We start from the raw sequence: 14,512 nt of genomic DNA, 5'->3' as shown, positions 1-14,512 counted from the left end.
GCTCAGGCCCTCTCTTCAGGCGTCAGGAGTTGATGCAGTCCGTCGCCGGCCAGGTTGATCGCGAAGATCAAGAGCGCCAGCGCCGACCCGGGAATGGCGATCAGCCAGAACGAGAAGAACATGTAGGCCTTGGCCTCGGAGATCATCAAGCCCCACGACGGCAGCGGCGGTTGGACGCCCAGGCCCAGGAAGGACAGCGAGGCTTCCAGCAGGATCGCGCTGGCGGCTTCCAGCGTGGCGATCACGATGAGCTGCGGCACGACGTTGGGCAGGACCTCGCCCCAGACGATGCGCCACGTGCTGGCGCCGGCGGCCTGCGCGGCGGCCACGTATTCCAGCGAGCGCACCTGCTGCGTGGCGCTGCGCATCACGACGGCGTAGCGATCCCACTTGAGCAGGCCCAGCACCAGGATCACCACCCACAGCGAGCCGCCGACGATGGCCACGGTGGCCAGCGCCACCAGGATGACCGGCATGGACAGGCGCGTGGTGATGAGGAACGACACGGCCATGTCGACCTTGCCGCCAAAGTAGCCGGCCGCCATGCCCATCGCCGTGCCGATCAGGCCCGAGATGAGCGCGACGCTGATGCCGATCAGCAGCGAGATGCGTGCGCCGTAGAACAGGCGCGACATGTAGTCGCGTCCCAGCTGGTCGGTGCCCAGCGGGTGGAGCCAGGTGCCTTTTTCGTACCAGACGGGCGGTGCGGTGCGGTAGGCCAGATCCTGGAAATAGGGATCGTGGGGCGAGATCCACGGCGCCAGCAGCGCGATCAGCACGATGACGAAGAGGATGCCGCCGCCGGCCAGCAGCGCCTTGTTGCGCCGCAGGCGGCGCCAGCGCAGCGTGGAGGCAGACAGTTCCAACGGGGCCGCGGCGGGGGTGGCGGGGGTGAGCGTAGGCGTGTTCATGTCAGGACACCCGGATGCGCGGATCGAGCCACGCGTTGGCCACGTCGGCGGCAAGCGTCAGCAGCACATACAGCACCGACAGCAGCAGCACGATCAGCTGCATGACCGGATAGTCCTTGTACGTGATGCTCTGATAGGCCAGATACCCCAGGCCGTCCAGCGCGAAGATGGTCTCGATGACTACCGAGCCGCCCAGCAGGTAGCCCAGCTGCACGGCGGCCAGCGCGACCACCGGGACGATGGCGTTGCGCAGGGCGTGCTTGAAGATGACCTTGCGGGCGGGTAGCCCCTTGGCCCGCGCTGTGCGGATGTAGTCGGCGCTCAGCACCTCGATCATGCCGGCGCGGATCAGGCGCATGAACGCCGGCGCGACGTAATAGCCCAGCGCGATCGCAGGCATGACGAAATGCTGCCACGTGCCGCTGCCCGACACCGGCAGGATGCGCAGCGAGATCGAGAACAGCATGATCAGGATCAGCGCGAAGAAGAAGTTCGGCAGCGCCTGCCCAAGCACCGCGATCGCCAGACAGACGCGGTCGATCAGGCTGCCCTTGTACAGCGCGGCCAGCACGCCCAGCGGAATCGAGATGCACAGCGCGAACGCCAGCGCCGCCATGCCCAGCTTCAGTGTGGTCGCCAGCTTGGACAGGATCAGCGGTCCGGCCTCGGTCTTGAAGTACACCGACGTGCCGAAGTCGCCTTGCAGGATGTGCCAGAGCCAGTCGGCGTACTGGACGATGATCGGGCGGTCCAGCCCGTAGGTCTTGCGGATCATGTCGATGTCGGCCTGCCGCGCGCCTTCGCCGGCCAGCGCCAGCGCCGGGTCGCCCGACAGGTGCAGCAGCAGGAACGCCAGGATCGACACGGTCAGCGCCACCAGCGCCGCCAGGCCCAGGCGCCTCAGCGTGAAATAAAGCATAGGACTTCCTCTCTGTTCAGCAGCGCCGGGCGTTTGCGAAGCCCGCCCGGCGCGGACCGCGCCTTACTTCCAGCTCATGTCCCAGAAGCGCACCAGCTCGTCCGAGTAGGGCTTGAAGTTCACGTCCTTGGTGGCGACGTAGTAGGCGGGCAGCGTCCACAGGGGAACGGCGTAGGCCTTTTCCGCGATGATGTCCAGCGCCTCCTTGTAGGCCGCCTTGCGCGGCCCGGGTTCGATGGTGGTATCGCCCTTCTTGAGCAGGTCGCGCACCTTCGGGTCGCGGGTGATGTCGTCGCTGCCGAAGGCGAAGTACACCGGCGTGGACGCCGACACGTCGTTCACCAGGTTCGAGCCCCACGTCTGGTGCGTGAGCGACGCCTTGTTCGCGCGGATCATGTCGCGCATCGCGGCGTACTGCAGGAAGTTCAGCTTGGCGCGGATGCCGACGGCCTGCAGGTAGTTGATGATGGCTTCGGTCTGGTTGCGTTCGCGGTACGCGACGATGTCGATGTCAAAGCCATTCGGGTAGCCCGCTTCGGCCAGCAGCTTCTTGGCCTGCGCCGGATCGTACTTGTAGGTCGGCGCGCCTTCCTGCGTGCAGCCCACCTGCGACGGCGTGCAGATGGTGTTGATGAGCCCGCCGCCTTCGCCCACGATGTTCTTGAGCATGGATTCGCGGTCGATCGCGTGGATGATCGCGCGGCGGACGCGCTCGTCCTTCAGCTGCGGCGCGGGCGTGCCTTCCAGGATGTTCATCTGCATGAACACGATGCGCATGGTGTTGCCCGTGACCATCTGCAGGTTCGGCATGCCGCCCAGCTGTTCGGCCTGGTCCTTGGGCACGCTCATGATCAGGTCTTCGCCGCCCGAGATGACTTCGGCCATCTGCGTCTGGCGGTCGGGGATGAAGCGGATGACGACCTTGCCGATCTTGGGCTGCGCCTTGGGCGAATCCTTGAAGTAGTCGGCGTTGCGTTCCAGCGTGATGGACTTGCCGGGCTGGTAGTCGACGACCTTGTACGGACCCGAGCCCACCGGCTTGGCGTTCATGCCCTTGGGGCCGACCTCCTGGTAATACTTCGCCGGGTGGATGGCGGCCGTGGTGGACAGGTATTCCTTGGCGCCGGGGAAGGGCTCCTTGGTGGTCAGGCGCACCTTGTACTTGTCGATCTTCTCGACCTTGTCGATCCACGACACGTTCTGCTGCGTGACGGCCTTGTTCTTCGGATCGGCCACGTAGTTCAGCGTGTAAACCACGGAGTCGGCGTCGAACTCTTCGCCGTTGTGGAATTTGACGCCCTCACGCAGCTCGAACTCCATGGTCTTGTCGTCGACCTGCTTCCAGCTTTTGGCGAGCTGGCCTTTGTACTCGTTGGTGACGGGGTCGCGGTAGAGCAGGGTGTCCCACACGTTGGCGGCAATGATGACGCCGATGCGGACGTTGTTGAAATACGGATCGACGCTTTCCGGCGCCTGATCGTAGGCCATGCGCAGGGTGTCGTCCTTCTTGCCGGCAAGCGCGGGTTGGGTGGCGAGCGCGGCGCAGGCCAGCAGGGCGGCGGCCAGGGCCTTGAGCGGCGTGGAACGGCGGAAGGACAGCGCAGAAGTAGCGGGGGTGAAGCAGCAAGGTGTGAAGCGACTATCAGCCATGGTGAAGGCTCCTCTTGATGACACTACATGTGTTGCGTATCTATCGTCTCGCTCCGGCTCTTGAGCGCCGCGTCGCATTTGCGCTGCAGGTGCTGCCGCATGATGGCTGCCAGCCGGTCCGCGTCGCGCGCGGCAAGGGCCTCCGCCATTTCTATGTGTTCGCGCATCGCCAGATCCCATTTCTGCCGGTCTTCGTTCGAGACGAAGCGCAGGTTCTGGATCCGCGCGTTCTGCGCGTCGTAAAGCTGTTTGAGCAAACTGTTGTGCGCCGCCAGACTGATGCGTTCGTGGATCTCGCGGTTGACGCGGAAGTACGTCGGCAGGTCATGGCGCGCGTGGCTGGCCATCATTTCGTAGGTCAGCGCGCGGATCTCGGCGATCTCGACGTCGGTCGCGCGCTCGCACGCAAACCGGCACGACATGGCCTCCAGGCCGCCGATCACTTCGAAGGCCTCGCGGATGTTGGCTTCCGACAGCGCCACCACCTGCGCGCCGCGGTTCGGTTCGATCTTCACCAGGCCCTCGGCGGCCAGCACGCGGAACGCTTCGCGCAGCGGGGTGCGCGACACGCCGAGCAGGTCGCACAGCGCACGTTCGTTCAGCCGGGTGCCGGGCGGGAACTCGCCCTGGATGATGCGTTCGCGTAGCGATCCGGCCGCCGATCCCGCCAGCGTGCGCCCGTCGCCGGCGGCGCGAGCGGCCGTCGGGGCGGAGTCGGGCGTGAGATCGGACGAGGCAACGGCCTCGGCATGATCCGGCAAGAAGCTAGGATCGCTGCGCATTGGTATACAAAAATTCCCCTTGTTTTCGCAGACTATAAACCTGTCTTTGCTGTCGTTTTGATGGGTGTATACCCTAGGTTATCGACGTAAAAACAATGGGATAGAGTGGCGCATGCCGCAAGTCCGCCAGGCCGCCGCGCGCTGCCTGAACGCTGCGCATAGCCGCCTTGGTATACAAACCGTCCACATTGGGGCCACGCATGCTCACGCTGAACACCCACCCGTCCGGCCGGCATTTCCTGCAGATTCCCGGACCCACCAACGTGCCCGACCGGGTCCTGCGCGCCATCGACCTGCCCACCATCGATCACCGCGGACCGGAGTTCGGTGAACTCGGCAAGGCGGTGCTGTCGGGCCTCAAGCACATCTTCCAGACCGAGTCGCCCGTCGTGATCTTTCCGGCGTCGGGCACCGGCGCGTGGGAGGCCGCGCTGGTCAACACGCTGTCGCCGGGCGATCGTGTGCTGATGGTCGAGACCGGCCACTTCGCCAGCCTGTGGCGCAAGCTGGCCGGGCGGCTGGGGCTGGAAGTGGATTACATCGAGGGCGACTGGCGTCATCCGGTCGATGCCGGCGTGATTGGCGCGCGGCTTTCAGAAGATGCGCAGCACCGCATCAAGGCGGTGTGCGTGGTGCACAACGAGACCTCCACCGGCGTCACCAGCGACATCGCCGCGGTGCGCGCCGCCATCGACCAGGCCGGGCACCCGGCGCTGTTGATGGTCGACACGATTTCGTCGCTGGGCTCGATCGACTACCGCCACGATGAATGGGGCGTGGACGTGACGGTGGCCGGTTCGCAAAAAGGCCTGATGCTGCCGCCGGGCCTGTCGTTCAACGCGGTGGGGCCGCGCGCGCTGGCGGCGGCCGAGACCGCGCGTCTGCCGCGGTCGTACTGGGATTGGCGCGAGATGCTCGGGCCCAATGCGAAGGGCTATTTTCCGTACACGCCGTCGACCAATCTGCTTTACGGCCTGCATGAGGCGCTGGCCATGCTGTCGGCCGAAGGCCTGCCGCAGGTGTTCGCGCGCCACGAGCGCCATGCCCGCGCCACGCGGCTGGCGGTGGCGGGTTGGGGGCTGGAGCTGCTGAGCGTGGACCCGGCCGCGCACAGTCCGGCGCTGACCGCCGTGCTGATGCCTGACGGGCACAGCGCCGACGCGCTGCGCAAGGTCATCCTTGACCGCTTCGACATGTCGCTGGGACAGGGGCTGGGCAAACTGTCCGATCGCATCTTCCGTATCGGCCATCTTGGGCACTTCAACGATCTGACGCTATGCGGCACGCTGGCGGGCGTGGAGATGGGGCTGGCCGCGGCCGGCGTCCCGCACCGCTCGGGCGGGATGCAGGCGGCCATGGAATATCTGACGCGCGCGCCGGAACGCGCGGGGCAATGAACACACAACAACGAGGGAACCGATGAATACGCTCATGCAGCAGGCGATCCAGTTCGCCAACGACCACGAATCGACCTGGGACCGCAGCGTCAAAGGCAATTTCGGCGTGCACCTGAACGATCCGCCGCCCTGGAACCGCCTGCTCGGACCCATCCATGACCGCGGGCCGGTGTCCGGCGTGGTCGTGGTGGACGGAAAGACGGTGGCCGAGTGGGGCGAGCCGGACCGCGCCGACCTGACGTTCAGCGTCGCCAAGCTGTACCTGGCCATCCTGGCCGGCGTGGCGCATGACCGCGGCCTGCTGCCGGACGTGGACGAACCCGTCGGCAAGCGCGTGCCGGGCATCGGCTTTGACGAAGGCCGCAATGCGTCGATCACGTGGCGGCATCTGCTGCAGCAGACCAGCGAATGGGAAGGCGAACGCTTCGGCGTGTCGGACCAGGCGGACCGCTATCGCGCCGTCACCTTCGGCGTGCCGCCCGACGGAAAGAAGGGCGATGCGCGTCCGCTGCAGGAACCCGGCACGTATTGGGAATACAACGACGTCCGGATCAATCAGCTGTCCTACGCGCTGCTGCATCTGTTCCGCAAGCCGCTGCCGGAAGTGTTCCGCGAGGCCGTCACCCGGCCTATCGGCTGCAGCGAGGACTGGCAATGGGTCGGCTACGACAACGCCTGGGTGGAGATCGACGGCCAGCGCATGCCCTCGGTGCCCGGCGGCTCGCATTGGGGCGGCGGCATGTCCATCAGCGCCAAGGACCAGGCGCTGATCGGCCAGATGCTGCTGAACGACGGCCAGGCCAATGGTAAGCAGATCCTGTCGCGTGAATGGCTGCAGGCCATGCGCACCCCGTGCGACATCGCCCCGTACTACGGCTACCTGATCTGGCTGAACCACGAGGGCAAGGTGTTTCCCAGTGTGCCGTCGTCCAGCTTCTTTGGGGTTGGCGCGGGCAGCTCGTTCACGTGGGTGGAACCGGAACGCAAGATGGTCGTGATCGTGCGCTGGCTGAATTCCGCGCATGCGGACGCGCTGTTTGGGAAGATCCTGGCGGCGGTGGATGCGGGTGTCTAAGACCCGTAAGACTGATTCCGGTGTCTGACACCAGTAAGACCGCTTCCGGTCTCTGACTCCCCAATCCTCGTCCGGGTTTTGCGGCATGTCAGGTTTTTTCGGGCAAGATGTGGCGTTCGGCTGCGCGGTGACGCGCGGCCACGCCTTATCCCTTCATCCGATCAAGGAACCACGCCATGAATTACCGCCGACTGGGAACCAGCAATCTCCGGGTGTCGCCGCTCTGCCTGGGCACGATGATGTTCGGGGAGCAGACGCCTGATGACGAAGCTGCGCGCATCGTTGCGTCGGCACGCGATCACGGCCTGAATTTCATCGATACCGCCGACGTCTACAACGAAGGCCGGTCGGAAGAGGTCGTGGGCAAGCTGCTCAAGGGGCAGCGCAACGACTGGGTGCTGGCCAGCAAGATCGGCAATCCGGTCGGCAAGGGGCCGAATCTGGCGCACTACTCGCGTCAGTGGCTGATCCGCGGCGTGGAGCAGAGCCTGTCGCGCATGGGCACGGATTTCATGGACATCCTGTACCTGCACCGCGACTACCACGAAGAAAACCTGGAAGAAGCGCTGTGGGCGCTGGGCGACCTGATCCGCGCGGGCAAGCTGCGCAGCTTCGGGCTGTCGAACTTTCGCGGCTGGCGCATCGCCGAGGTGATGCGTCTGTGCGAAAAACTCGGCGTGCCGCAGCCGGTGGTGTGCCAGCCGTACTACAACATGCTGAACCGCGGACCCGAAGTCGAGATCCTGCCGGCGTGCAAGCATTACGGGTTGGGCGTGGTGCCGTACAGCCCGATCGCGCGTGGCGTGCTGACGGGCAAGTACCTGCCGGGCCAGGCGCCCGCGGCGGATACGCGCGCCGGACGCGGCGACCGCCGCATCCTGGCCACCGAATTCCGCGAGGAATCTCTGCAGATCGCACAAAAGCTGGTGCAGCACAGCGCCGCGCGCGGCGTGCAGCCGGGCCATTTCGCCACGGCGTGGGTGCTGGCCAATCCCGTCATCACCGCCGTTATCGCGGGCCCGCGCACGCTGGCGCAGATGGACGATTACTACGCGGCGCTGGACGTGACGATCACGCCCGAGGACGAAACGGTCGTGAACGAGTGGGTGACGCCGGGCCATGCATCGGCGCATGGCTACAACGATCCGAACTATCCGTTTTACGGCCGCCCGGTGACGGCGGCATAAGCGGGCGCGGGGCCTCGCCCCGCGTCACTTTTGCACAACCGCCGGCTAGGCCGAGATGCCGTGCAGCATCATCTGTTCGGCCACCTGTGCGATGCCCATGCGCGCAATCCGGCCGCGCCGCTCGGCATCCACCATGCTGGTGATGATTCCGATCAGGAGTTCGCTGAGCGCGGCGGCGGTCATGTCCACGCGGAACGCGCCCTCGCGCTGACCACGCAAAAAGAATGCATCCAGGGTTTCCTGATAGCCGGACCAGCTGTTCATGATGTCCGGCTCAAGTTCCGTATCGGGCTTCCAGTTGTAGATCAGGAACGCCGTCAATTCCTTGTGCGCCAAGTGCTGCTCGATCAGGCTGCGCAGCGCCGTGCGGGGCGGGGCGGTGTCCAGGTGCGAATCCGCCAGCGCCTGCTTCATGACCTGTGCGCAATGCGTCATCAGGCGGAGCACCAGCTGATCCCGGGTCTTACAGAACCGGTACAAGGTCGCCTTGCTGACGCCGACGGCCTTGGCCAGCTCCTGCAAGGTCGCGCGCGGCTGATCCACCATCGCCAGCGCCAGCGCGACCAGCAGCCGTTCGTGGCCTGCCTCTTCAGACATTGCCTCCTCCCCATTTGTGGTTATCCCTGGGCCGGTATTGGATCATGGGCGATTCACTTTGTACAAACTTCCGCGGATTTTTCAAGTAAAGACTTGTGAGCCGTCAGATTTAAGCCTAAAAGCAGCAAATGAATCAAGATTGATTCAAATCGTCCTTTCAGGTAGCATCGGCGTCTCTTTGAATTCAGAACGCGCAGCGCGGGGGTAGTGAATGAAGGTCAATCAAGCATGGCGGCTGCCCCTGGCGGTGTTGGCAACGGCAATCCTCTTGGCCGGTTGCGGCGGGTCCGATGGCGGTGAACCGCAGGCGGCGGGTCCGCGTCCGGTTCAGGCGGTGGCGGTGCAACCCCAGCGCTACACGCTGATCAGCGAACTGCCCGGCCGGGTCGAACCGATGCGCGTGGCCGAGGTCCGTGCCCGCGTGGCCGGCATCGTGCTGAGCCGCAACTTCGTGGAAGGTGCGGACGTCAAGGCCGGCGACGTGCTGTTCCGCATTGACCCGGCGCCGTTCAAGGCGGCCTTGTCACGTGCGGAAGGCGAACTGGCCAAGGCCCAGGCCGCCGTGTCCGACGCGCAGGCCGTGGTCAAGCGCTACACGCCCCTGGTCAAGATCGAAGCCGTCAGCCAGCAGGACTTCGACACGGCCAACACCACGCTCAAGAGCGCGTTGGCCGCGCGCCGCTCGGCCCAGGCTGATGTCGAGACCGCGCAGCTCAATTTGGACTACGCCACCGTCAAGGCGCCCATCTCGGGCCGCATCGGGCGCGCGCAGGTCACCGAAGGCGCGCTGGTTGGCCAGAACGAGGCCACGCCGATGGCGACGATCCAGCAACTGGACCCGGTGTACGTGGACTTCAACCAGCCCGTCGGCGACATGCTGCGCATGCGCGCCGCCATGCAGAACGGCAGCCTGGGCGAAGGCGAGGGCGCCAGCATCTCCATCACGATCGACGGCACCGACCAGCAGCGCGAAGGGCGCCTGTTGTTCTCGGACATTGCCGTGGACCGCAGCACCGGCCAGGTGGCCCTGCGCGGCGAGTTCGCCAACCCCGACGTGCTGCTGCTGCCGGGCATGTATGTCCGGGTGCGCACGCATCAAGGAGTGGACCCGGAAGCGATCCTGGTTCCGCAGCGCGCCGTCACGCGGAGCACCGATGGCAAGCCGCAGGTCCTGGTGGTCGGCGCGGACGACGTCGTGGAGACCCGCGCGGTGCAGACAGGCACGATGCGCGGCGGCGATTGGCACATCACCGAGGGCCTGGCCCCCGGCGACCGGGTGATCGTGGGCGGCGTCAGCGCCGCCGTGCCCGGCCAGAAAGTCAGCGTGACGCCCGCGAACGAGCCCAAGGTGGCCGCCGCCGGCGATGCCGCCGCGTCCGCCAAGCAATAAGCGGCCCTCATGAATCGCGCGCAAATCCGAGGTTAGACCATGTCCAAGTTTTTCATTGGCCGCCCCAATTTCGCCTGGGTGGTGGCCATCTTCATCTCGCTCGCGGGGCTGCTGGCGATTCCGTCGCTGCCCGTGTCGCAGTTTCCGGTGGTCGCGCCGCCGCAGGTGACCATCGCCGCCACCTATCCGGGCGCGTCCGCGACGGTGCTGGTCGATTCGGTGACCAGCGTCATCGAGGAAGAGCTGAACGGCGCGAAGAACATGCTGTACTACGAGTCGTCCAGCAGCTCGAGCGGCAGCGCCGAAATCACCGTCACCTTCCAGCCGGGTACGGATCCCGACCTGGCGCAGGTGGACGTGCAGAACCGCATCAAGAAGGCCGAGGCGCGCCTGCCCACGGCCGTGACGCAGCAGGGTCTGCAGGTTGAGCAGGCCAGTTCGAACTTCCTGATGATCTACGCCCTGACGTACAAGGGCGATGACGCGCACAAGGACGTGGTCGGTCTGTCGGACTACGCCGCGCGCCACATCAACAACGAAATCCGCCGCGTGAACGGCGTGGGCAAGGTGCAGTTCTTCGGCGCCGAAGCCGCGATGCGCGTATGGATCGATCCGCAGAAACTGCTGGGTCTGGGCCTGTCGGTGGCAGACGTCAACGCGGCGATTGCCGCGCAGAACGTGCAGGTGCCGGCGGGCAGCTTCGGCAGCCGCCCCGGCGCGCCCGAACAGGAACTGACCGCGACGCTGGCCGTGAAGGGCACGCTGGACAATCCCGAGGAGTTCGGCCGCATCGTCCTGCGCGCCAACCCGGACGGCTCGTCCGTGCGCCTGGCCGACGTGGCGCGTCTGGAAGTGGGACGCCAGAGCTATGACTTTGAAACGCGCCTGAACGGCAAGAAGTCGGTAGGCGCGGCCGTCCAGCTTGCGCCGGGCGCCAACGCCATCGACACCGTCAAGGCCGTGAATGCGCGCCTGGAAGAATTGTCGGCCTCATTCCCCGAAGACGTTGAATATTCGGTGCCATTCGACACGTCCAAGTTCGTCAGCGTGGCCATCACGAAGGTGGTGCACACGCTGTTGGAAGCGATGGTGCTGGTGTTTCTGGTGATGTTCCTGTTCCTGCAGAACTTCCGCTACACGCTGATCCCGACGATCGTGGTGCCGGTATGTCTGCTGGGCACGTTTGCAGTGATGTCGGTGCTGGGCTTCTCGGTCAACATGATGACCATGTTCGGCATGGTGCTGGCCATCGGCATTCTGGTGGACGACGCCATCGTCGTGGTCGAGAACGTGGAGCGCATCATGGCCGAGGAAGGGCTGTCGCCGCGCGAAGCCACGATCAAAGCCATGGAGCAGGTATCCGGCGCCATCGTCGGCATCACGCTGGTGCTGTCCGCGGTGTTCCTGCCGCTGGCGTTCATGAGCGGTTCCGTCGGCGTGATCTATCAGCAGTTCTCGCTGTCGCTGGCCGTGTCGATCCTGTTCTCGGGGTTCCTTGCCCTGACGTTCACGCCGGCGCTGTGCGCCACGTTCCTCAAGCCCATCCCCAAGGGCCATCACGACGAAAAGAAGGGCTTCTTCGGCTGGTTCAACCGCGTCTTCAACCGTCTGACGGGCCGCTTCGAGGCGCTGAATACGCGCCTGGTGCGCCGCACGGGCCGGTACATGGTCATCTACCTGGCCATCGTCGCGGTGCTGGCCGTGCTGTACGTGCGCGTGCCGGAATCTTTTGTTCCGCCGGAAGACCAGGGCTACGTCATCGTCGACGTGCAATTGCCGCCGGGCGCGACGCACATGCGTACCGACAAGGTGGTGGCGGACGTCGAACAGCACCTGCTGTCGCTGGATGCCATGGGCGACGCCTTCACCGTCATGGGCTTCAGCTTCTCGGGCACGGGCCAGAACGCGGGCATTGCGTTCCCCACGCTCAAGGACTGGTCCGAGCGCGGCGAGGGCCAATCGGCCACCGACGTGGCGGATAGCGTGAACGCGAAATTTGCAGTGATCGACGACGGCGCGGTCATGGCCGTCAACCCGCCGCCCATCGAAGGCCTCGGCAACTCGGGCGGCTTCGCGCTGCGGTTGCAGGACCGGGGCGGACTGGGCCGTGCGGCGCTGACCGACGCTCGCAACCAGTTGCTGGCCCAGGCCAACAGCTCGCACGTGATCGCCTACGCCATGATGGAAGGCCTGGCTGACGCGCCGCAGCTGCGCCTGGACATCGACCGCGAGAAGGCCGAGGCGCTGGGCGTGGGCTTTGACGTCATCAGCACGGCGATCTCTGCCGCCTATGGGTCGGCCACGGTCAATGACTTTGCCAACGCCGGACGCCTGCAGCGCGTGGTGGTGCAGGCCGACGTACGTGACCGCATGACGCCGGAAAGCATCCTGCAACTGAACGTGCCCAACAAGACGGGCGGCATGGTTCCGCTGAGCGCCTTTGTGAAGACGGACTGGGAAAACGGTCCCGTGCAGATCTCCCGCTACAACGGCTATCCGGCCTTCAAGATCGCGGGCGACGCGATGCCTGGCAGCAGCACCGGCCAGGCGATGGCCGAGATCGAGCGCATCGTGGCGGGATTGCCGGAAGGCATCGGCTACGAGTGGACGGGCTTGTCGTACCAGGAGAAGTTCGCTGGCTCGCAGGCGCCGATGCTGTTTGCGCTGGCGTTCCTGGTGGTGTTCCTGCTGATGGTCGCGCTGTATGAAAGCTGGTCGATTCCGGCGTCCGTGATGCTGATCGTGCCGATCGGCGCGCTGGGTTCGGTGCTGGCGGTGACGGTGCTGGGCATGCCGAACGACGTGTACTTCAAGGTGGGGCTCATCACCATCATCGGGCTGGCGGCCAAGAACGCCATCCTGATCGTGGAATTTGCCAAGAGCCTGCGCGAGCAGGGGCATTCGCTGGCCGACGCCGCCATCCAGGCCGCCAAGCTGCGCTTCCGTCCCATCGTCATGACGTCGCTGGCGTTCATCCTGGGCGTCGTGCCGCTGGCCCTGGCCTCCGGCGCGGGCGCGGCCAGCCAGCGCGCGCTGGGCGTGGGCGTGATCGGCGGCATGCTGACCGCCACGCTGCTGGGCGTGATCTTCGTCCCCATCTTCTTCGTGTGGGTGCTGTCGCTGGTGCAGCGCAAGCGGGGCAAAGATTCGCCCAAGTCCTCGCCCACCCCCGATGCCACGCCGCGCACGGTGCAGGAGTAATTCATGTTGCAGACCTTGTTTCCCCTGCGGATGTCCGCGCTGCTGCTGACCGCGGCGCTTGCAGGCTGCTCGCTGGCGCCCGTCTACGAACGCCCGGCGTCGCCGGTTGGTGAGAACTGGAGCCTGGCGTCGACCAGCCCGGGCGAATCCGCCGCGGCGACGCTGGACTGGCAGTCCTTCGTCACCGACGACGCCTTGCGCAAGCTGGTCGAGTTGTCGCTGGCCAACAACCGCGACCTGCGCCAGTCGCTGCTGAACATCGAGGCGGCCCGCGCGCAGTACCAGATCACGCGCGCGGACCGGCTGCCCGGCATCAACGCGCAGGGCACGGGCACGCGCCAGCGCGTCCCCGGCGATCTGAACACCACCGGCGAGTCGGCGGTGCAAAGCAGCTACCAGGCCGGTCTGGGCCTCACCGCTTTTGAGCTGGATCTGTTCGGGCGCGTGCGCAGCCTGTCGGACGCGGCCTTGCAGGAATACCTGTCAACCGAGGCCACGGCGCGCAGCGCGCAGATCAGCCTGGTGGCCGAGGTGATTCAGGCCTATGTGGCCCGCGACAGCGCGCAGCGCCGCCTGGATGTCACCCGTCAGACGCTCGCCAGCCGCGAGGCGTCGCTGGAACTGATCGTCAAGCGGCGTCAAGCGGGGACAGCGACGGCGCTGGACTATCAGGAAGCGCTGGGCCTGACCGAACAGTCCCGCGCGGAAATGGAACGCATGGACCGCGAAGTGCGCCAGGCCGGCAATGCGCTCGGCCTGCTGGTGGGGATCAGCGACCTGTCGCCGTACCTGCCCGTGCGCACGGCCGATGCCCCGATGCTGGTGCAGGAGATCGCGGCGGGCGCGCCGTCTGCGCTGTTGGAAAACCGGCCGGACATCCTGGCCGCCGAGCATCAGTTGCAGGCGCGCAATGCCAGCATCGGCGCGGCGCGGGCGGCGTTCTTTCCCAGCATTTCGCTGACCGGACTGTTCGGCAGTTCCAGCGCGGACCTGTCGGGTTTGTTTGAATCCGGGCAGCGCGCGTGGTCCTTCGCGCCGCAGATCACGCTGCCGATCTTTGCCGGCGGGCGCAATGTGGCCAATCTGGATTTGGCCACCGTGCGCAAGGACATCGCCGTGGCGCAGTATGAAAAGACGATCCAGACGGCGTTTCGCGAGGTGTCCGACGCGCTGGTGGCCACCGAGACGCTGCGCCGCGAAGAGGCCTCGCGCCTGGCGCTGGCGCAATCCAGCCAGATCGCCATGCAGTTGTCCGAGGCGCGCTATCGCGGCGGTGTCGACAGCCATCTGCGTTATCTGGACGCGCAACGCAGCGCCTACACGGATCAGATCGCCTATATCGACGTCAGCGCGCAGCGCCAGGCGGCGCTGGCGACACTGTTCAAGGCGCTGGGCGGCGGCTG

General features: G+C 65.9%; 11 protein-coding genes. 6 read left to right on the top strand and 5 right to left on the bottom strand.

What is annotated here, in order from left to right; all coding sequences use genetic code 11:
* Positions 1 to 2: 2 nt before the first annotated feature.
* From B3446_RS10870 to B3446_RS10855, 4 genes are all read right to left on the bottom strand, one after another.
* Complete coding sequence (locus B3446_RS10870; protein WP_175121810.1) at positions 3 to 911, bottom strand: ABC transporter permease; 909 nt, start codon at positions 909 to 911, stop codon at positions 3 to 5.
* A 1-nt stretch (position 912) separates the two neighbouring features.
* The gene (locus tag B3446_RS10865; RefSeq protein WP_175121809.1) at positions 913 to 1,830 is read right to left on the bottom strand and encodes an ABC transporter permease; all 918 of its coding nucleotides are present in this window, start codon (positions 1,828 to 1,830) and stop codon (positions 913 to 915) included.
* A 63-nt stretch (positions 1,831 to 1,893) separates the two neighbouring features.
* Positions 1,894 to 3,480: an ABC transporter substrate-binding protein gene (locus B3446_RS10860; RefSeq protein ID WP_291380868.1), complete on the bottom strand. Its 1,587-nt coding sequence runs from the start codon at positions 3,478 to 3,480 to the stop codon at positions 1,894 to 1,896.
* Positions 3,481 to 3,503: 23 nt separating this feature from the next.
* Positions 3,504 to 4,262, bottom strand: a complete 759-nt coding sequence (locus B3446_RS10855) for a GntR family transcriptional regulator (RefSeq protein ID WP_191579133.1) — start codon at positions 4,260 to 4,262, stop codon at positions 3,504 to 3,506.
* 200 nt (positions 4,263 to 4,462) lie between these two features.
* Between B3446_RS10855 and B3446_RS10850 the strand changes: the two genes are divergently transcribed.
* The 3 genes from B3446_RS10850 to B3446_RS10840 all read left to right on the top strand — a co-directional run bounded on the left by B3446_RS10850 (position 4,463) and on the right by B3446_RS10840 (position 7,921).
* Positions 4,463 to 5,659 (top strand): pyridoxal-phosphate-dependent aminotransferase family protein, encoded by a 1,197-nt coding sequence (locus B3446_RS10850; RefSeq protein WP_291380865.1) that lies wholly within the window; start codon positions 4,463 to 4,465, stop codon positions 5,657 to 5,659.
* Between the two features lie 22 nt (positions 5,660 to 5,681).
* A complete protein-coding gene (locus tag B3446_RS10845) occupies positions 5,682 to 6,734 on the top strand; it encodes a serine hydrolase domain-containing protein (RefSeq protein WP_175136702.1) in 1,053 nt (350 codons plus the stop codon).
* Positions 6,735 to 6,910: 176 nt separating this feature from the next.
* Positions 6,911 to 7,921 carry an aldo/keto reductase gene (locus B3446_RS10840; protein ID WP_291380863.1) on the top strand — a complete coding sequence of 337 codons (1,011 nt, stop codon included), beginning with the start codon at positions 6,911 to 6,913 and terminating at the stop codon, positions 7,919 to 7,921.
* 45 nt (positions 7,922 to 7,966) lie between these two features.
* Here B3446_RS10840 and B3446_RS10835 read toward each other — a convergent pair whose 3' ends face one another.
* Complete coding sequence (locus tag B3446_RS10835) at positions 7,967 to 8,518, bottom strand: TetR/AcrR family transcriptional regulator (RefSeq protein WP_175121803.1); 552 nt, start codon at positions 8,516 to 8,518, stop codon at positions 7,967 to 7,969.
* A gap of 211 nt (positions 8,519 to 8,729) precedes the next feature.
* On the opposite strand from B3446_RS10835, the gene B3446_RS10830 reads away from it, so the two are divergent.
* The 3 genes from B3446_RS10830 to B3446_RS10820 form a co-directional block, all read left to right on the top strand.
* Positions 8,730 to 9,908 carry an efflux RND transporter periplasmic adaptor subunit gene (locus B3446_RS10830; RefSeq protein ID WP_291380860.1) on the top strand — a complete coding sequence of 393 codons (1,179 nt, stop codon included), beginning with the start codon at positions 8,730 to 8,732 and terminating at the stop codon, positions 9,906 to 9,908.
* Between the two features lie 39 nt (positions 9,909 to 9,947).
* Complete coding sequence (locus tag B3446_RS10825; RefSeq protein WP_291380858.1) at positions 9,948 to 13,109, top strand: efflux RND transporter permease subunit; 3,162 nt, start codon at positions 9,948 to 9,950, stop codon at positions 13,107 to 13,109.
* Between the two features lie 3 nt (positions 13,110 to 13,112).
* The coding region (locus tag B3446_RS10820; RefSeq protein ID WP_291380856.1) for an efflux transporter outer membrane subunit at positions 13,113 to 14,512 on the top strand (1,400 nt) is incomplete at its 3' end.

Origin of the sequence: Achromobacter sp. UBA5777 (assembly GCF_002418565.1) — a bacterium.
Taxonomy (GTDB): domain Bacteria; phylum Pseudomonadota; class Gammaproteobacteria; order Burkholderiales; family Burkholderiaceae_B; genus Achromobacter; species Achromobacter animicus.
The sequence above is the reverse complement of the archived record's forward strand: the minus strand, read 5'-3'. Positions and strand labels throughout refer to the sequence as shown.